At 58.1% G+C, this 16,425-nt stretch carries 19 protein-coding genes and 2 pseudogenes; 14 read left to right on the top strand and 7 right to left on the bottom strand.

All coding sequences use genetic code 11. The features are described 5' to 3' along the window. Positions 1-40: 40 nt before the first annotated feature. On the bottom strand, positions 41-724 hold the full coding sequence (locus ACIQU2_RS00595) for a helix-turn-helix domain-containing protein (RefSeq protein WP_283180784.1): 684 nt from the start codon (positions 722-724) through the stop codon (positions 41-43). Positions 725-827: 103 nt separating this feature from the next. Between ACIQU2_RS00595 and ACIQU2_RS00590 the strand changes: the two genes are divergently transcribed. Further along, positions 828-1,769, top strand: a complete 942-nt coding sequence (locus tag ACIQU2_RS00590; protein ID WP_403137665.1) for a carbon-nitrogen hydrolase family protein — start codon at positions 828-830, stop codon at positions 1,767-1,769. A gap of 42 nt (positions 1,770-1,811) precedes the next feature. Further along, entirely contained in the window at positions 1,812-2,246 is a 435-nt protein-coding gene (locus ACIQU2_RS00585) for a GFA family protein (protein WP_347805278.1), read from the top strand. Between the two features lie 50 nt (positions 2,247-2,296). Here the strand turns inward: ACIQU2_RS00585 and ACIQU2_RS00580 are convergent, their stop codons facing one another. Beyond that, positions 2,297-2,758 carry an anti-virulence regulator CigR family protein gene (locus ACIQU2_RS00580; RefSeq protein ID WP_347805277.1) on the bottom strand — a complete coding sequence of 154 codons (462 nt, stop codon included), beginning with the start codon at positions 2,756-2,758 and terminating at the stop codon, positions 2,297-2,299. Between the two features lie 295 nt (positions 2,759-3,053). Here ACIQU2_RS00580 and ACIQU2_RS00575 point away from each other — a divergent pair. The 4 genes and pseudogenes from ACIQU2_RS00575 to ACIQU2_RS00560 form a co-directional block, all read left to right on the top strand. Beyond that, positions 3,054-3,868: pseudogene (locus ACIQU2_RS00575) on the top strand (methyl-accepting chemotaxis protein); the annotation flags it as partial. Positions 3,869-4,337: 469 nt separating this feature from the next. Continuing rightward, the gene (locus ACIQU2_RS00570; RefSeq protein WP_403137662.1) at positions 4,338-5,147 is read left to right on the top strand and encodes a glycosyltransferase; all 810 of its coding nucleotides are present in this window, start codon (positions 4,338-4,340) and stop codon (positions 5,145-5,147) included. A gap of 84 nt (positions 5,148-5,231) precedes the next feature. Further along, positions 5,232-6,035, top strand: a complete 804-nt coding sequence (locus ACIQU2_RS00565) for a 2OG-Fe(II) oxygenase (protein WP_403137660.1) — start codon at positions 5,232-5,234, stop codon at positions 6,033-6,035. Positions 6,036-6,076: 41 nt separating this feature from the next. Continuing rightward, a complete protein-coding gene (locus ACIQU2_RS00560; RefSeq protein ID WP_347805274.1) occupies positions 6,077-6,562 on the top strand; it encodes a GNAT family N-acetyltransferase in 486 nt (161 codons plus the stop codon). A 22-nt stretch (positions 6,563-6,584) separates the two neighbouring features. Here the strand turns inward: ACIQU2_RS00560 and ACIQU2_RS00555 are convergent, their stop codons facing one another. After that, on the bottom strand, positions 6,585-6,893 hold the full coding sequence (locus ACIQU2_RS00555; RefSeq protein WP_347805273.1) for a panthothenate synthetase: 309 nt from the start codon (positions 6,891-6,893) through the stop codon (positions 6,585-6,587). 290 nt (positions 6,894-7,183) lie between these two features. Here ACIQU2_RS00555 and ACIQU2_RS00550 point away from each other — a divergent pair, with 290 nt between their 5' ends. From ACIQU2_RS00550 to phnE, 4 genes are read left to right on the top strand one after another with little or no spacing between them, the layout of a single operon-like run. Continuing rightward, positions 7,184-8,035 carry a putative selenate ABC transporter substrate-binding protein gene (locus tag ACIQU2_RS00550; protein WP_347805272.1) on the top strand — a complete coding sequence of 284 codons (852 nt, stop codon included), beginning with the start codon at positions 7,184-7,186 and terminating at the stop codon, positions 8,033-8,035. Beyond that, positions 8,032-8,829, top strand: a complete 798-nt coding sequence (locus tag ACIQU2_RS00545; RefSeq protein WP_403137655.1) for a phosphonate ABC transporter ATP-binding protein — start codon at positions 8,032-8,034, stop codon at positions 8,827-8,829. The genes ACIQU2_RS00550 and ACIQU2_RS00545 overlap by 4 nt, the downstream gene beginning before the upstream one ends. Continuing rightward, positions 8,823-9,650, top strand: a complete 828-nt coding sequence (locus tag ACIQU2_RS00540; protein ID WP_347805270.1) for an ABC transporter permease subunit — start codon at positions 8,823-8,825, stop codon at positions 9,648-9,650. The genes ACIQU2_RS00545 and ACIQU2_RS00540 overlap by 7 nt, the downstream gene beginning before the upstream one ends. Then, positions 9,647-10,414: a phosphonate ABC transporter, permease protein PhnE gene (gene phnE, locus ACIQU2_RS00535; protein WP_347805269.1), complete on the top strand. Its 768-nt coding sequence runs from the start codon at positions 9,647-9,649 to the stop codon at positions 10,412-10,414. Before ACIQU2_RS00540 ends, phnE begins: the two co-directional genes overlap by 4 nt. Positions 10,415-10,416: 2 nt before the next feature. On the opposite strand, the gene ACIQU2_RS00530 is transcribed toward phnE, so the two are convergent. Genes ACIQU2_RS00530 through ACIQU2_RS00520 form a run of 3 tightly spaced genes read right to left on the bottom strand, consistent with a single transcriptional unit; the run spans position 10,417 to position 13,487 of the window. Beyond that, positions 10,417-11,520, bottom strand: coding sequence for an extracellular solute-binding protein (locus tag ACIQU2_RS00530; RefSeq protein WP_403137652.1), 1,104 nt, complete (start codon positions 11,518-11,520; stop codon positions 10,417-10,419). Position 11,521: 1 nt separating this feature from the next. Continuing rightward, positions 11,522-12,430, bottom strand: coding sequence for an N-carbamoylputrescine amidase (aguB, locus tag ACIQU2_RS00525; RefSeq protein WP_403137650.1), 909 nt, complete (start codon positions 12,428-12,430; stop codon positions 11,522-11,524). A gap of 4 nt (positions 12,431-12,434) precedes the next feature. Then, positions 12,435-13,487 (bottom strand): agmatine/peptidylarginine deiminase, encoded by a 1,053-nt coding sequence (locus ACIQU2_RS00520; RefSeq protein ID WP_403137648.1) that lies wholly within the window; start codon positions 13,485-13,487, stop codon positions 12,435-12,437. 147 nt (positions 13,488-13,634) lie between these two features. Here ACIQU2_RS00520 and ACIQU2_RS00515 point away from each other — a divergent pair, with 147 nt between their 5' ends. Then, a complete protein-coding gene (locus ACIQU2_RS00515) occupies positions 13,635-14,489 on the top strand; it encodes a LysR substrate-binding domain-containing protein (RefSeq protein ID WP_403137646.1) in 855 nt (284 codons plus the stop codon). 8 nt (positions 14,490-14,497) lie between these two features. On the opposite strand, the pseudogene ACIQU2_RS00510 reads toward ACIQU2_RS00515, so the two are convergent. Continuing rightward, positions 14,498-14,849: pseudogene (locus tag ACIQU2_RS00510) on the bottom strand (MFS transporter); the annotation flags it as partial. 191 nt (positions 14,850-15,040) lie between these two features. On the opposite strand from ACIQU2_RS00510, the gene ACIQU2_RS00505 reads away from it, so the two are divergent. The 3 genes from ACIQU2_RS00505 to ACIQU2_RS00495 all read left to right on the top strand — a co-directional run bounded on the left by ACIQU2_RS00505 (position 15,041) and on the right by ACIQU2_RS00495 (position 16,312). Continuing rightward, entirely contained in the window at positions 15,041-15,535 is a 495-nt protein-coding gene (locus ACIQU2_RS00505) for a PaaI family thioesterase (protein WP_150656206.1), read from the top strand. A 74-nt stretch (positions 15,536-15,609) separates the two neighbouring features. Further along, positions 15,610-15,828 (top strand): hypothetical protein, encoded by a 219-nt coding sequence (locus tag ACIQU2_RS00500; RefSeq protein ID WP_403137644.1) that lies wholly within the window; start codon positions 15,610-15,612, stop codon positions 15,826-15,828. A 106-nt stretch (positions 15,829-15,934) separates the two neighbouring features. Continuing rightward, positions 15,935-16,312, top strand: coding sequence for a DUF6678 family protein (locus ACIQU2_RS00495; RefSeq protein WP_347805262.1), 378 nt, complete (start codon positions 15,935-15,937; stop codon positions 16,310-16,312). Positions 16,313-16,425: the final 113 nt, after the last annotated feature.

Here is a 16,425-nt window from a genome sequence, read left to right as displayed (position 1 = left end):
CCAGACAGTTCAAGTCCTGCGACGGATGGAGCTGCCAGCGCTAGCGTGCAGCGCTCCGGGTACCCGCGAACGCGCTTGTGCCAAGCCATCGCCACAAGCTTTCCGCATCTTTCACCGCGCCATCTACACGCAGCTCTCGCGACTGCAGAACCTCCCGCGGTGTGCGGTCGCCCGTCCACACCTCGGTCAACGCCCGCACGCTGGAGTCCACGACGAGCGTCAGTTCGCGGCCGGGGTCGTCGCGGCACAGGTCTGCCACACCCTGTTCAACCACGAGCCACCACGCTTGCTCGCCGGGCCGCGCGTCGCGGAATTTGAAGTGGATGACCACCGGTCGGGACGGGAATGTCTCGACGCGCACGAACCGGCGCACGTCCCACATGAGCAGGCCCGCGTCGAGTTCGTCATCGCGAAGGCGACTGCCGATCCAGCGCGCGCCCCAATGACCCAGCGCCATGATGATGGGGCGCAACTCCTCCCCCGCCTTGGTCAGGCTGTACTCCCAGACTTTGCCTGTGGCCGTGCGGTGCACGACGCCGATTTCTTCCAAATGGCGCAGACGTTGTGCCAGCAGGTTGGTGGACATCCGTGGAACGCCGCGGTGCAGTTCATTGAAGCGCTTGCTGCCGCACAGCAACTCGCGCACGACCAAAGGTGTCCAGCGCTCGCACAGGGCTTCAGCACCGCGCGCGACCGTGCAGAACTGACCGTAGCTTTCGTCCATTGCTTTGGCTCCGCAATTACAACGCTTCAGATTCTGAACTAGCCCCGCCACTTCGCCACGCGCACGCTGAAACCTCGAAAGCCAAATACCAAAGGAGCACGCCATGACCAAGGTAGCCATCATTCAGCGTCCGCCCGTGCTGCTCGATCGCAGCGCGACAATCGCCCGGGCCGTGCAATCGGTCGCCGAGGCAGCGACGGCGGGAGCCTCGCTGATCGTTTTGCCCGAATCGTACATTCCCGGTTACCCGTCCTGGATCTGGCGGCTGGCGGCGGGAAAGGACGGGGCTGTCATGGGCCAGTTGCACACGCGGCTGCTGGCCAACGCCGTCGATATCGCGAACGGTGACCTGAGCCAATTGTGCGAGGCCGCCAGGGTGCATGCGGTGACGATCGTGTGCGGCATCAATGAATGCGACCGGCGCAACGGAGGCGGCACGCTCTACAACAGCGTAGTCGTTATCGGCGCGAACGGCGCCGTGCTCAACCGACACCGCAAGCTGATGCCAACCAATCCAGAGCGCATGGTGCATGGCTTCGGTGATGCCTCCGGGTTGCGTACGGTCGATACACCGGTCGGTCGCGTGGGTGCACTCATCTGCTGGGAAAACTACATGCCGCTGGCACGCTATTCACTGTATGCCCAAGGGGTGGAAATCTACGTCGCCCCCACGTACGACACGGGCGAAGGCTGGATCAGCACGATGCGTCACATTGCACTTGAAGGCCGCTGTTGGGTGCTCGGCAGTGGCTCCGCACTGCGCGGCAGCGACATCCCCGACGACTTCCCGTCTCGTGCGCAACTGTTTCCCGATCCGGACGAATGGATCAACGACGGCGACTCAGTGGTGGTCAGCCCTCAAGGCCGGATCGTGGCCGGTCCATTACACCGAGAGGCCGGCATTCTGTATGCGGACATCGACGTCGCTCTCGTGGCGCCAGCGCGGCGGGCGCTCGACGTCACCGGGCACTACGCGCGCCCTGACATTTTCGAACTGCAGGTGCGGCGCACGCCGGCGACAGCGGTGCGTTACCTCGATGAATGAAGTCCGGCGGTATCGCCTGGCAATTGATCAAGGAGTCATGCCATGAGCATTGAACGGTCTTACAAGGGCAGTTGTTTTTGCGGTGCAGTCGAGTTCACCGTCAGTGGCGAGCCGGTCGGGATGGGCTACTGCCATTGCGAGTCGTGTCGGCATTGGTCAGCAGGACCGGTCAATGCCTTCACGCTGTGGAAACCCGAGGCGGTGCAAGTGACTCGCGGTGCTGACAACATCGGCACCTACAACAAGACACCGCAGAGTTACCGCAAGTGGTGCAAGACTTGCGGCGGGCACATCTTCACTGAACACCCGGGGATGGGGCTGATCGATGTGTATGCCGCGGTCATCCCGGATCTTGCGTATTTGCCAGGCGTTCACGTCCACTATCAGGAGACCGTGCTGCGCATCAAAGATGGATTGCCCAAGCTGAAGGATGTCCCCAACGAATTAGGGGGATCGGGTATCAGCGTGGACGAATAGCGCTGTTTACGCCGGTTGCCACCTTCAAATGGGCATATGGATCATGCCCATTAATCAAAAGCACCGTTGAGCACTTCGTAGATGAGCCCGGTTGCCAGCGCGACCAATATCAAGTCGGTGCCAACTTGCTGCCATTCATACCCATCATAATGCGGCAGCCTGCCGATCAACCGGCCGTCCAGTTTTTTGGCAATTCCGGGTGGAAGCGGCTTACCTCGCGCGAGGTTCTTTTGAATGCCGGGTGGCAATGCAGGTCCGGGGCTCCAGTAGTCCCGATACCCACCAATAATTCCAAGAACGCTTCCGCGATTGATGCTTGGGCCATTATCCCAATCACCACCCCCGGAATTTTTTCCCTTGCCTCCCTGGTTACCATGAACCTGGCTGTTTTGCGGGTTTCCCTTGCCATTTCCCTGGCCCTTTCCATTACCAGGATCGGCCAATGCAGTCACTGAACCGGAAACCAGCGCAAGGCATGTAATAGCTGCAATCAATGAGCTAGATCTGAGCATGAGTCGTTCCTTCAGGGTGGCGGGACATCTCTCTGGAATTTAGACGCTATCGGTGATGTGGGTTCCATATTCTCCCATCGACACCCAAGCCGCACGGCCGGTTTGCAACGGAACTGCCGTACTGCGCCTCACTTCAACATTACTTGCCTCTATTTCTGACTTTGTTTCCCGTGTTCACCGTCGACCACGGGAGGTGTGATGGCAAACGGCTACGCTTTGCACGGTTTCTCATGTATGCCTCGACATGCCGGAATGACCTGCCTTATTCCGGCTCAATTACATGGAGTAAATGTGAATGCCTTTGCCCCCTCGTTTTCTTGACCACTACCGCAAGGCCGACCGAATCATGTTGGGCCTGATCTGGCTGATGTTCCTCTTCGCTTTGGGTCTGGCTTACTGGCACGACACGTTTATTCAGGCGTTTTTGGTGGGTGGCGGCACGAGCCTGCTGCTGACGGTGCTTTATCGCGCAATGGGCGGCACGCGATGGATGCGGTGTTGCCTGGGCATTGGTTTGATGGTCGTCGCCGCGTTGCATATCAATCAGGCCGAGGGCGTCATTGAATCCCACTTCGGTATTTTCGCGTTGCTGGCGGTACTGACTTTTTATCGCGACTGGCTACCGATTCTGGTCGCCGCTGCCACGATCGCCGTTCATCACGTGGTTTTCCATGCGCTGCAACACCAAGGTTTTCCGGTCTACGTCATGGCGCATCACGGTGGGTGGACGATGGTGTTCGTTCACGCCTTCTATGTGATCATGGCGGCGGTCACCCTGCTCTATCTGGCCGTGCACAGTCAGGCCGAAGCGGTGGAGAGCCAGGACATGCTGGACAATCGCGGCCACGTCCCAGCTCAAATACGCTGGAGAAAGGGGCCAAGCATCAGCTGACGGAAATTGCCCAGATGACGGGTTCGATGCAGCGGATGGGGGACGCGATGGGACATATAGCCGTTCATGTCGAACATGCCGTTGAACATGCCGGCCAGGCCAGCGTGCAAATCACCCGAGAACATGAAAGTGTGAACCGCGCGCAGCAGGAAATCACTCAGTTGGCATCGCGCCTGAAAGGCAATGTCGAAATCCTTGCCCTGAGCAGCCAGCGCTTGCCGCCCATCGCCGTTCGCCTGGATGCACTGGGCCGCACGTTTCATCAGTAATGCTCAATGCGCAGTAGCCGTTAGTGCCACGGTATCTACAGAAATGGTTGTTTTCTGTGGCGCCGCCTCGCTCAAACCACGCTCGCGTGGTCTGGTCGCTATCTGTTTGCTGGCAGGTCAAGGGAATGCGTTCTCTTTCCGGTTCCGGTATGGAAACCACTACCCCGACACAGCCAGAGAGAGACAGGGACATGGCGATTTCACGGATGTTTACCTACAGCGCAGATCCTTATACGATGACGCCCGCATATACTGCTCTCCATCAGGTCCGAGTAAGCTATGGTTATTATGTACAACAAAGCGGCTTAACAAATCGTGCTTAATAGTCAAGCAAATTTTGCGCAGAAAAATAAACGAAAGTTGTATACAGGTTCAATTATTCCTACAATAACATGCAATATCATTGGGCGCCTGAACGATGAATAACTCTAGCTTTCTGGCTGACAACTCTAAAACCTTCAGCATAGTTATAGTCAATTACAAAACACCAGAAATCACCAAGATATGCTTAGACTTATTGCAACAGCATGTGGGCAGCCACAGCGTCCCAATATGGGTAGTTGACAACTATTCCGCCGATGAAAGCACTGAGTACTTACGAACTCTTGACTGGATAAATTTAATCGAGCGCTCTGTTTCTGAACCAGAACCTGGGCATATAGCGCATGGCAAAGCACTTGACCTGGTCTTGGAGCGAGTTGAAACTGATTATTTATTTCTAATGCACACCGACACATTTGTTTTCGATAAAAATGTTTTTCCGATGATGCTAAATAAATGTTTAAAAAACCAAAAAGTCGTAGCGGTCGGTTGTGTCGAGCAATTAAACCGTGGCACCACGAGAACTCTTTGGCGCTTTAGCGCACGACTATTCAAACACCATTTCAGACGTCTGAAAATCTCCATGGGACTACGCTCCAGAGAACCAAAACCGTACAGAGAAGTCTACTTGAAGAGTTTCTGCACATTGTGGAACTGCAAACTTATCAAACAGCACAACATGCATTTTTCGATGGATGATCGCGTGCCAGGCTACACCCTCCAAGACCGCATGACCGAACTTGGCTATGTCGTTGAAATGTTATCACCGCGTAAAATCTTCAGTTATCTGGATCACATGCAGTCTGGCACTGTCGCAGCGGCTGGCGGCTATGAAAAGACTCATAGACGAACCAAAATGTACAACGATATTCTTAAGCGCCTGAAAAAAGAAGACAGCAAAAGTTAAGCAACGAAGAGACACAACGAGCAGTGCTGCTGGACTCTGCTTGAAGTCACCCACACGTCTTTATACCAAGTTATTGGAGCGGTAATGGCACCCATCACTCAAGCACTACCTATGACCCTCTCCCCGGAGCTTGATTTCGACCAGAACGCCGCCAGCGCCTTGGGTTCTTCATTGGCCAGTCGCTATATTCAGGCTGCGCCATTTCCGCACATCGTCATCGATAATTTCTTGGATGAAGAGCTGATTGCGAGTATCTGCTCGCACTTCCCAACCGAACCCACCAACAACGAAATGCTCTATGAGCGCGGCTATAAAGGTCAATTAAAACGTCAAATCAGTCCCAACGAATGCACCCCCTATTTGAAGACTGTTTTCAACGCCTTTAACTCAGCCCCCATGTTGCAGTTTCTTGAAAGGCTCACAGGCATTGAAGGCTTGATACCCGACCCCTACTTTGCTGGTGGCGGCTTGCATGAAACGAAAAGTGGTGGTTTCCTGGGGGTACACTCGGACTTCAGGCTTAACAAAAAACTTAATGTTGAGCGCAGACTGAATATCATCATTTATCTAAATGAAGACTGGCGAGAGGAATACGGCGGCAACCTTGAACTTTGGGATGTCGACATGAAGACCTGTCTTAAAAAAGTCCTGCCAATTTACAATCGATGTGTCATTTTCAATACAGACAAAGACAGCAATCACGGGCATCCAGAGCCTTTAACAACGCCAGAGCACATCACGCGCAGGTCTATAGCGCTTTATTACTACACCGCAGGAACCATGGTGATCGATCCCGCACAAAGAAATAAAACCCACTACAAGCCAAGGCCCAAAGATCGTTTAAGCCTAAAGTACTACCTGGGCAAACTAATCAAGAAGAAAAACTAGACTACGAAAGCATCCATTGCGCGCCATCTTTAAGGAAGAACATGGACATTCGATTGACGGAAGCCAAAGACTGGATGTTTTTGAAGCAAGTCCGTCTCGCTGCGCTTTTGGACACGCCGACAGCGTTTGGTGTGAGTTACCAAACGGCCGCTCAATACAGTGACGAGCAGTGGAAAGAACGCGCCTCGTCAGCGGCAGGACCGGAATTCTGGTTGGCCATCAAGGACGATAGACCGGTTGGGATGATCGGTGCTGGGGTCAGCCAAGCGAATCGCTATAACCTGATCGGAATGTGGGTAGAACCCGCTGCACGTGGTTCTGGCGTGGCAGGTCAGCTGGTTGAGGCAGTGAAATCTCGCGCAATCGGCAAAGGGCATGATCGCGTTTTTCTGGATGTCTCCCCGGACAATGCAAGAGCCTCGAATTTCTATCTAAAGCAGGGCTTCTCTTTCATCGATGAATGGGAACCTTTGGTCAGTCATCCGCATATCAGGGTTCAGACCATGCTTTGGACTGTACGGAACTGACTAATCAGACGTGTCTGGCCTCTCAGCACGCCCACGTTTTCCCGAGAGCCTCCAGACCGGACTTTTGCAGATCCTGCGCGCTCATCACAATACGGAACTTGCAGCTGGCGTTGAAGTTGAGAAAAAAGGGCTCCGCCAATGCGGGGATGTCGGAGGGGTCTTGTACGTCGACCACAAAAATCCCACCACGCTTGCCATCTTGCTCGGTAAAGTACGCCGCCTCCGGTTTGATGCTGTTCAGGATGCGCTCAATAACCTCGCCCACCTTCCCGGCTTTGACAAGGGTGTTGAAGGGTTCATTAGGGCACTCGACCATCAGCAACATCTTCATCATTCAATCCTCTGTTCAACTTGCAACCCTGTAGTGTCATGAAGAATAGCGAAGCGTGAGCCAACCCTCGTGCCGGGTTACGGGCGGTCATGAAATATGGCGATTTCGGGCTGCTAAAAGCGCTAACCCAAGGATCATCCTGGCCGGATCGACTTCAGGCTTGTCGCACTAACAATTGGGCCAAAGCGGTCAATTTCGCTCCATTTCGTTTACCCTCACAAAGTGCCATGCAGCAATCAGCTTGCGCTTGGCGTATCGACATTTTTGCTTTGATGCACCGGAGAATTTTCATGCTCAACCGTACCCTGGCATTGGCTGTCGGCTTGACCCTGTCTTTTTGCACCCTGTTGGCGCAGGCCGCCGACACCCTGAAAGTCAGTGCGATTCCCGATGAAGCCCCGACCGAACTGCTCCGCAAGTTCAAGCCGCTGGGCACCTACCTGGAACAACAATTGGGCATGAAGGTCGAGTTCGTTCCCGTGAGCGACTATCCGGCCGTGGTCGAGGCGCTGGCCACCGACCGAATTGATATGGCCTGGCTGGGCGGCTTCACATTCGTGCAGGCCCGCCTGAAAACCGGCAACGCCATTCCGCTGGTACAGCGCGAACAGGACGCCCAGTTCACCAGCAAATTCATCACCGCCGACCCAGCCGTCAAATCCCTCGCCGACCTCAAGGGCAAGACCTTCGCCTTCGGTTCGGTGTCCTCCACTTCAGGCAGTCTCATGCCGCGCTATTTCATGTTGAAGGACGGCATCAAACCGGAAACCTACTTTAGCCGCGTGGGCTATTCCGGCGCCCATGACGCCACTGTCGCTTGGGTCCAGGCCGGTAAGGTGGACGCCGGGGTACTGAACGCCAGCGTGTGGGAAAAACTGGTCGCCGCCGGCAAGGTCGACACCACCAAGGTCAGAGTGTTTGCGACCACCCCGGCCTACTACGACTACAACTGGACGGTGCGCGGGACTCTCGACCCAGCGCTGGCGGCCAAGATAAAAGCCGCCTTTCTTGCTCTCGATCCGGCGAACCCGAAGGACAAGGAGATTCTGGATCTGCAGGCCGCCAGCCGATTCATCGAAACCAAACCCGAGAACTACAAGGGCATCGAGGAAGCCGCACGCGCCGCCGATCTGCTCAAATGACGTTGCGTCTGACCCAGGTCAGCCTTACCCACACCAACGGCGTCCAGGCGCTGCGCGGCGTGGACCTGCACATCGGTGCCAGCGAACAGGTCGCCATCATCGGCCCGTCCGGCGCGGGCAAGTCGAGCCTGCTCAACCTGCTGGCCACCGCCCTGCGACCGGACAACGGTGAGCTGCAGGTGCTCGGCGAGCGAGCCTGGCAGCTGTCTGCCCGCCAGCGTCAGCGTCTGCGCGCGCGCATCGGCCTTATCCATCAAGCGCCGCCGCTACCACCGCGCCAGCGCGTGGTCACCGCGGTTCTGGCTGGAAAACTGGGTCAGTGGGGTCTGGGCAAAAGTCTGCTGAACTTGCTGCATCCGGTGGATATTCCGGGCGCACGCGCGGCATTGGCCAGGCTCGACCTCAGCGACAAGTTGTTCGCGCAATGTCAGCAACTGTCCGGTGGACAGCTACAGCGCGTGGGCATTGCCCGCGTGTTGTATCAAGCGCCCGAGGTGTTGCTGGCCGATGAGCCGGTATCGGCCATGGATCCGGTGTTGGCCGAGCACACGCTGTCGGTGCTCTGCCGCCATGCCCGGCAGCACAACGTCACACTGGTCGCCAGCCTGCATGCGGTGGAGCTGGCCCTGGCGCACTTTTCGCGGATCATCGGCTTGCGTGACGGACAGATCCTGTTCGACCTTGCGGCCAGCGAAGTCGACCGCGAGCTGCTCGACAAGCTCTACGCCAACGAACAACTGCAATCTCCACCGATTGCTCCGGCGCCCTTGAGTGTGCAGATTCCCCGATGCTGACCCGTGATACCCGAGATCCGGCCACCCGACCCCGCCTGCTGCTCACCTTGCTGGCCCTCGCCTTGCTGTGGCCGGGCATTCACTTCAGCGAGTTGGACCTCAGTGTACTGGTGGCGAGTGACAGTCAGAGCGAGATGGGCCGGTTTGTCTCAGCCTTCTGGCCACCGGCCCATGGCGAGGAATTCATTGAGCTGTTAGTGCAAGCCACCTTGCAGACCCTGGCCATCGCCACGGCCGGCATGGCCCTGGCGTTGTTGTTGGCCGTCCCCGCCAGCCTGCTGGCCAGTCGGGCTCTGTCGCTGTCTGCTGCCTCCCGTGCCGGCCACCCCAGCTATTGGGGCCAACTGCTGCGTTGGCCGATACGCGGTTTACTGATCTTCCTGCGCAGCGTGCCGGAAATCGTCTGGGCGCTTTTGTTCGTGCGCGCCGTCGGCCTCGGCCCGACGGCCGGGGTACTGGCCATCGCCATTACCTACAGCGGCATGCTGGGCAAGGTCTACGCGGAAATTTTCGAGTCGGTCGACCAGCGCCCGGCCCACGCGCTATTGCAGGCTGGCAGCGGTCGGCTCACAGCCTTTTTCTACGGGATCCTGCCCAATGTCGCTGCGGAACTGCTGTCGTACACGGTGTACCGCTGGGAATGCGCAATCCGCGCCTCGGTGGTGATGGGCTTCGTCGGTGCCGGTGGTCTGGGCCAGCAAATGGACCTGTCGTTGCGCATGTTCGCCGGCGGTGAAGTGGCCAGTTTGTTACTGACGTTTCTTGTTCTGGTACTGCTCGCCGATCAACTCAGCCGCCTGCTGCGCTGGAGGCTGGCATGAATCGCCTGATCAACCTGGTGCTGCTTCTGTGTATCGGCGCAGCGGTGGTCGCCTCGTTCATCTACTTGAGCATCGACCTCGGCGAACTGGGTGGCAGCGGTAACCTGAAGCAGATGGGCGCATATGCGCAGCGTTTTCTCAGCCCGGACCTGAGCTCAGGCCACCTGCAAGCCATCGGCCACGGCGCCCTGGAAACCATCGCCATGTCCGCCCTTGGCACTCTGCTCGCGGCGGTATTCGGCCTGCTGTTGGCATTGCCCGCGGCCGGGCGCTTCGGCTGGCCTTTGCAGAGCGCGTCGCGTCTGGTGCTCAACGCTTTGCGCGCGGTTCCGGAACTGGTGTGGGCTGCGCTGATGGTCCTGGCCGCCGGGCTCGGCCCCAATGCCGGCACCCTGGCCTTGGCCTTGCACACCACCGGCGTGCTCGGCCGGTTGTTCGCCGAAGCGCTGGAAAACACCCCACACGAACCGGCCGAAGCCATCCGCCTGCAGGGCAGCAATGCCATATGGGCGTTCTGTTACGGATCACTGCCCAACCTGTTGCCACAACTACTGGCCTACATCCTGTACCGCTGGGAAAACAATATCCGCATGGCCAGCGTGCTCGGCTTCGTCGGCGCCGGTGGTTTGGGGCAAATGCTCTATGTCAGCCTCAGTCTGTTCCAGGAAGCTCAAGCCAGCACGGTCATTCTGGCCATGCTGTTGCTGGTATTTGCCGTCGACACATTGAGCAGCTGGAGCCGTCAACGCTGGGTCAAGGCCTGACGTCACTTCGCGGTGGCGGTTTTGAACTTGGTCCAGGTGCGCATGCGCGCCCGCATATCGGGCTGGGGAATGTCCTTGCCCGGAATCAGCCGCGCATAAGTGGCCTCATCGAGGTAAATATCCGGGTTGTTGCGCATGGTCGCATCGACGCTCGCACGTGCCTTGGCATTGGAGGTGGGGTAGCCGGTGAAGTTACTGATGGCGGCCATGTTCTGCGGGCGCATGACGAAGTTGATGAACGCATAGGCGTACTCCGGATGTCTGGCGTCGACCGGAATCGCCATGGTGTCCATCCACACCGTGGTGCCTTCACGGGGAATACGGTATTGGAACGTGGTGTTTTTGCCGGCGGAATCCGCCGTCCGTTGCGCCTGTGTCATGTCCCCGCTGTAACCGAGCGACAGGCACAGGTTGCCGTTCACCAGGTCGGTGACCGGCTGCGACTGGAACTTGCGGATGTACGGCCGAAGTTTCAGCAACATTTCACTCGCCGCTGCCAGGTCCTCGGGCTTCGCGCTGCGTGGCTCCCGGCCCAGATAATTGAGCACGACTGCCAGCACTTCGTCGGGCGAGTCGATCATCGAAATACCGCAGTCGGCAAATTTGGCAGCCAGTTCCGGTTTGAACAACATGTCCAGGCTGTTGACCGGGGCATCCGGCACGCGCTGTTTGATCTGCTCGGCATTGTAGGTCAGACCAATGGTGCCCCAGGTGTAGGGGACGGTGGCCTGGCGCGAATACTCGTAATGCGTTCGCAACTTCTGCAAGCCGGGTTCGACGTCATTTAGGGCCGTGAGTTTTGACCGGTCCAGCGGTTGCAGGCTGCCGGCGCGCGTCAAGCGTTCGGCGACGGTGTCGCCCGGGAAGATCAGGTCATAACCGCTGCCGCCGGCGAGCATTTTGGCTTCAAGCGTCTCGCTGCCATCCATGACGTCGTAGATCACTTTGATCCCGGTTTCGGCGGTGAATTTGGCCAGCGTGTCCTCGGCAAAATAGTCGGCCCAGTTGTACATCCTGAGGGTTTTTTCTTCCGCGTGCAGCGACGGCAAGGCACAGCCCAGCGCCAGGCCCATGGCGCCGCTCAACAGCTTTTTGATCGTGTGCATATCAAGCCCCTTGAGTGTTCCAGCGTGCATTGAGGTGACGACCGTCCTGAGTCAACAGTGCGCCGTACATGTCCGGACGGCGATCGCGGTAAATGCCCCAGCTCAAGCGCTCTTCGCGCATGGCGGCCAGGTCCAGGCTTTGCACCAGCACGCCGGTGCTGTCGCGGTCGGCCTCGGCGAGCAGCTTGCCCTTGTGGTTGCAGATAAAGGACGAGCCGTAGAAGCTCATTTGCAGGGCAGGATCGGTGGTGGCCACTTCGCGGCCGATGCGGTTGGCAGCCACCAGCGGCAGCAGGTTGGCGGCTGCGTGGCCGCGCATGGTCATCTGCCAGTGGTCGCGGGAATCCAGCGTCGCGCAGCCAGGCTCAGAACCGATGGCGGTGGGAAACAGCAAGACTTCAGCGCCCATCAACGCCAGGCAGCGCGCAGTCTCGGGGAACCACTGATCCCAGCAGATCCCCACACCCAGGCGCCCGAACGCCGTGTCCCAGACACGAAAACCGGTATCGCCGGGGCTGAAGTATTCCTTCTCCTGATAGCCGATGGCGTTGGGAATGTGGGTCTTGCGATACACACCCAGCAGGCGCCCATCGGCATCGGCCACGCTCAACGAATTGAAGTAAGCATTGCCGGCCTTCTCGAACCAGCTCAGCGGCAGCACGACCCCCAACTCTTTGGCCAATGCAGCAAAACGCTTGAGTGCCGGGCTGGATCGATATTCTTCGGCCAGCGCCAGGTGCTTGTGGCTTTGCTCGATGCAGAAATACGGCGTGGCAAACAGCTCCTGCAACAGGATGACCTGGGCGCCTTTGGCCGCGGCCTCGCGCACCCGTTGCTCGGCCTGATCGAGGTTGTGTTGCAGGTCCCAGGTGCAGGGCATCTGGGTGGTGGCGATGGTCAGAAGCGTCATGGCATCAGCCCTCCACCGGCCAGGCGGGCTGTTGCTGGGTGATGCAATGCACACCGCCACCGCCATGGGCCAGGTGATTGATCCGCACCTGCACCACCTCGCGTCCCGGGAATGCCTGCCGCAGTACGGCGGCCGCCACGTTGTCGGCATCAATGCCGTAGGCCGGCATGATGATGGCGTCGTTGGCGATGTAAAAATTGGTGTAGGAGGCACAGAACACTTCAGCTTCGGTGTCCACGGCATCGCTGGCTTCATACAATTCGATCAGCTCGAACTGTCGGCCTTGGGCATCGGTGGCCAGCTCCAGGGCACGACGGTTTTCCCGGGCCACTTCGGCATACACCGAGTGCTGGTCGTGGGTGGCGTCCACCAGCAAAACCCCAGGGCGGGCGAACGCGCACACGCCATCGACGTGGCCGTCAGTCATGTCACCGGTCACATAGTCCGGATCACCCGGCAGCCAGATCGTCTTCTTCACGCCCAGCAGACGCGTGAAGATTTCCTCCATCTCCGCCTTGTTCATGCCCGGGTTGCGATTGGGGTTGAGCAACACCGACTCGGTGGTGATCAGCGTGCCCTCGCCGTCCACATGGATGGCCCCGCCTTCATTGCTCAGCGCGGTACCAAAGCATTCCACTCCCAAGTGATTGAGTGTGCGACGAGCCAGGCTTTCGTCCAGATCATGAGCCGACTTGCCGCCCCACGCATTGAAGCGCCAGCTCACCCCGGCCAGGCCTTGTTGCGGATGGCAGACGAAACTCGGACCGGAGTCCCGGCACCAGCTGTCGTTCACCGCCAGCTCGATCAATTCGATGTTCGGCCCACATAGCGCTTTGGCACTGGCGATAGCAGAAGGGTCGACGACCAGTTTCACCGGTTCGAAACGGGCGATGGCGTTGGCCACGCGAGCGAAGTCCTCTTGCACCAGAGGCAATGTCACGCCCCAACCGGACTCCCAGAGTGCCGTGTTGTGCGGCCAGACCATCCACGTGGCGGCGTGCCTGACCCACTCGGCCGGCATCATCCAACCGCTGTTTCGAATTTCATTCTGCTGCATGACATGCTGCATGATAAAAAGCCCTTTTAGTTAAGCCATTGTGTTCAACAAAACTGCTTGGGTGGTCCTGGCATGCATGCTACGGCCGTAAAATCAGGCAAACAAACGATGAATTTTGCAGACAAATGATTAGAGGAACTTATCAATATGCTCAAGCACTGGCCGCCACTCAGCACCCTTCGCGGCTTTGAAGCCGCCGCCCGGCTGGGCAGCTTCCACAAGGCGGCCGCCGAGTTGCACCTCACCCAATCTGCGATCAGTCAGCAGATCCGCAGTCTTGAGGCGTACCTTGAACAACCCTTGTTCTTTCGCAGTGGACGCAGTGTCAGCCTGACCGATGCCGGTCACGACCTGCTCAGCACCACCCAGGCGTTGCTGCAACAACTGGCCGTCGGCATTCGCCGCCTTGGGCAGTACCAGAAACCCAACCAACTGGTCCTCAACACCACCCCGGCGTTCGCCCGTCATTGGCTGCTGCCCCGCTTGGGGGATTTTCGCCGCGAGCACCCGGACGTTGATCTGTGGATTTTCAGTACCGATGAAGTCCCGGACATGACCACCCAGACCATCGACCTCGCCGTGCGCGATGACATCAGTTCCCAAGCCGAGTGCAGCTTCAAGGTGCTGCACGCCGACCGCCTCTACCCGGCGTGTCACCCGAACCTGTTGGCGCTGCCACGGGAACAGCGCACCACCCTTCATGGCGAGCGGGAAATGGATTGGAGTCACTGGGCGGTGGAAGCTGGCATCGATGTGGGCCAGAAAGATCAGGGGCTGAATTTCTCCGACCCGGGCCTGCTGCTGGACGCCGCGTGCGCGGGGCTCGGTATCGCCCTGGTCAGCCAGTTATTGAGCCGGCAGGCGCGCGCCGAAGGATTGTTGCAACCCTTGGTGGAGCAAACCATTCGCGGCCCGAACTGGGCCATGCTGACCCATCGTGACAGTGAGAACAATGCGCTGGCGCGAAGCTTCAGTGAGTGGCTGGTGGGTAACCTGGACTGAGTGAAGCCTCACGCTACGGTTCGCGCAGCGCGTACTTTCGCGTATTTCGAGAGTCCGATCTTGATGGCAACCAGCATGGGGGCGGCGACTACAAAAAGCAGGGCAACAGCGATGAACGCTGTGTCGAAGGCAATCACAGTGGCCTGACCTGATACGACGCGGCCCAGAAGGCTCACCGCTGCCCGACCGGCGGCCGCTGCATCCATCCCTTTCACCGCCAGCATGGCTGTCGTGGTCGTCAGCCGTTCGATGACCGCAGCTCCTCCTGGGGTGACATTGGCGCCGAGGACCACGGCATTGGCGTTTGCGGCTGTTGAGGTCGCTGAAAGCGATCAGCGTGATCGATAGAAAGAGGAAGCCACAGCGCCTGCACGAGCTGGAACCATCGTTGCACGTCTCCAACTTGAAGAACTGGCTGCCCATCCAACGGCCCGAGGATCTCGCGCGGCTCGCGGATGGACTGCGGCTGGCCGGCTTGCCCGAGTGACCGCGGCCGATTGCAGCGTTAAAATCCGACAGGTTTAGTTCACATTTTTGAGGATGACCACGGTATGTCCAGGCTCGATACCTCCCTGCAAGACACCGCCGCACCTGAAGGCGTTTGTTACGGCTGCGGCAGCAGTAATCCGCACGGGCTTCACATCAAGAGCTTCTGGCATGAGGACGGCGTGCATGTCATGGCCGAGCACTTGCCTGATGCCAAGTATTGCGGCTGGCCGGATCTGGTTTACGGCGGACTGACAGCGATGCTGGTTGACTGCCATTCAAACTGGACGGCGATGGCTTATCACTACCGCACGGAACACCGCGAAGTCGGGAGCCTCCCCCGCATCAATTGCGTCACTGGCAACCTTGGCATCAAGTTCATCAAACCGACACCGATGGGTGTACCGCTGACCCTGCGTGCGAAAGTCGAAGGTGAAGTCGGACGCAAAACTCGCGTCATCTGCGAGGTCTATGCGGGGGATGTGCTGACGGCTATCGGAGACTCCATTTTTGTTCGCGTAGATACCGAGCAACTGGCAGCTGTTGCTCATAGTCGGTAGGTTGCCTCCACTCAAGCACCACCCATTGGCGGTTTGGCAGGACCCGCCAGAGCTCACCATCAAGTGAGGTTCAAATGGACAGCACACCGGGGCTGGAAATCGAGGCGGCCGCCTATAACGAATCTTTCGGCCTTTGGAATCAGGGAATGTTCGAGAAGCAGCGCCTGGGTCAAGCCTTCTATAACTATTTCCGCCTGCATCGCCTCACCGACCAAGCGTCCTTGTTTGGCCTCTATGAGGCTGACGGGGAGAAAGCGTTGGTCACGATTTCACGCCTGTTTCAGATCAAATAGCCTCTCTTCCTGAAGGGCTGGAATCGGCCTGGGTCGAAACCAGCCGATTACAGGAGCCCGGCATCGAGCTTAGATTGTACTCACTCCATATCAGAGCGCGGATCTTATGCATCAATTGCCCGAACCCGACGAGATCGCAAAAGCGAAAATTCGCAAACTGCTGTCTGACGACATGATTTTGCCAGTGATGAATAACACTAAATGGGCTGAGCTGATCGAAGCAATGCTTAGCGCTCCGGAAATGAGCCCGGAATTCAGATTGCACAGTACTTTGGCTCCAAGCGACTACTGCACAGGCTGGGATCGCGACTGGCATTATCACATCCATCCGGTAGCAGAAATTGAGTGGATCGAACTCAGAGCAGTTTCACTTGATTGGCTGTTGTCCACGCTAAGAAAGTACAACCTCCCCTTTTCTCTAGAGGAGGGAACGCCATGTGTTTGGGGTTACACAAGACCTGGCATCCAGCCTCTTTGGGACTGAGTTTTCTGTGTTTGCTTGACCGGTTGAGTCCACAGTCCATTGCAGCCCTTGGCGACAGGCAGACATCGGCCAAAACCGGTCCTTCGCAATCGCTGCCGGATAGCGGACGTCTG

The sequence above is a fragment of the Pseudomonas sp. NPDC098740 genome, from assembly GCF_044760065.1.
GTDB classification, from domain to species: Bacteria; Pseudomonadota; Gammaproteobacteria; order Pseudomonadales; family Pseudomonadaceae; genus Aquipseudomonas; species Aquipseudomonas rossensis.
The sequence above is the reverse complement of the archived record's forward strand: the minus strand, read 5'-3'. Positions and strand labels throughout refer to the sequence as shown.

What these genes read in the sequence shown, in the direction of transcription:
- phnE (WP_347805269.1), top strand. Translation starts at nt 9,647, where the DNA reads ATGAATCGCCTGATCAACCTGGTGCTGCTTCTGTGTATCGGCGCAGCG.
- ACIQU2_RS00495 (WP_347805262.1), top strand. Translation starts at nt 15,935, where the DNA reads ATGCATCAATTGCCCGAACCCGACGAGATCGCAAAAGCGAAAATTCGC.
- ACIQU2_RS00530 (WP_403137652.1), bottom strand. Translation starts at nt 11,520, where the DNA reads ATGCACACGATCAAAAAGCTGTTGAGCGGCGCCATGGGCCTGGCGCTG.
- ACIQU2_RS00560 (WP_347805274.1), top strand. Translation starts at nt 6,077, where the DNA reads ATGGACATTCGATTGACGGAAGCCAAAGACTGGATGTTTTTGAAGCAA.
- ACIQU2_RS00520 (WP_403137648.1), bottom strand. Translation starts at nt 13,487, where the DNA reads ATGCAGCAGAATGAAATTCGAAACAGCGGTTGGATGATGCCGGCCGAG.
- ACIQU2_RS00585 (WP_347805278.1), top strand. Translation starts at nt 1,812, where the DNA reads ATGAGCATTGAACGGTCTTACAAGGGCAGTTGTTTTTGCGGTGCAGTC.
- ACIQU2_RS00590 (WP_403137665.1), top strand. Translation starts at nt 828, where the DNA reads ATGACCAAGGTAGCCATCATTCAGCGTCCGCCCGTGCTGCTCGATCGC.
- ACIQU2_RS00500 (WP_403137644.1), top strand. Translation starts at nt 15,610, where the DNA reads ATGGACAGCACACCGGGGCTGGAAATCGAGGCGGCCGCCTATAACGAA.
- ACIQU2_RS00505 (WP_150656206.1), top strand. Translation starts at nt 15,041, where the DNA reads ATGTCCAGGCTCGATACCTCCCTGCAAGACACCGCCGCACCTGAAGGC.
- ACIQU2_RS00580 (WP_347805277.1), bottom strand. Translation starts at nt 2,758, where the DNA reads ATGCTCAGATCTAGCTCATTGATTGCAGCTATTACATGCCTTGCGCTG.
- ACIQU2_RS00565 (WP_403137660.1), top strand. Translation starts at nt 5,232, where the DNA reads ATGGCACCCATCACTCAAGCACTACCTATGACCCTCTCCCCGGAGCTT.
- ACIQU2_RS00545 (WP_403137655.1), top strand. Translation starts at nt 8,032, where the DNA reads ATGACGTTGCGTCTGACCCAGGTCAGCCTTACCCACACCAACGGCGTC.
- ACIQU2_RS00515 (WP_403137646.1), top strand. Translation starts at nt 13,635, where the DNA reads ATGCTCAAGCACTGGCCGCCACTCAGCACCCTTCGCGGCTTTGAAGCC.
- ACIQU2_RS00570 (WP_403137662.1), top strand. Translation starts at nt 4,338, where the DNA reads ATGAATAACTCTAGCTTTCTGGCTGACAACTCTAAAACCTTCAGCATA.
- aguB (WP_403137650.1), bottom strand. Translation starts at nt 12,430, where the DNA reads ATGACGCTTCTGACCATCGCCACCACCCAGATGCCCTGCACCTGGGAC.
- ACIQU2_RS00550 (WP_347805272.1), top strand. Translation starts at nt 7,184, where the DNA reads ATGCTCAACCGTACCCTGGCATTGGCTGTCGGCTTGACCCTGTCTTTT.
- ACIQU2_RS00555 (WP_347805273.1), bottom strand. Translation starts at nt 6,893, where the DNA reads ATGAAGATGTTGCTGATGGTCGAGTGCCCTAATGAACCCTTCAACACC.
- ACIQU2_RS00540 (WP_347805270.1), top strand. Translation starts at nt 8,823, where the DNA reads ATGCTGACCCGTGATACCCGAGATCCGGCCACCCGACCCCGCCTGCTG.
- ACIQU2_RS00595 (WP_283180784.1), bottom strand. Translation starts at nt 724, where the DNA reads ATGGACGAAAGCTACGGTCAGTTCTGCACGGTCGCGCGCGGTGCTGAA.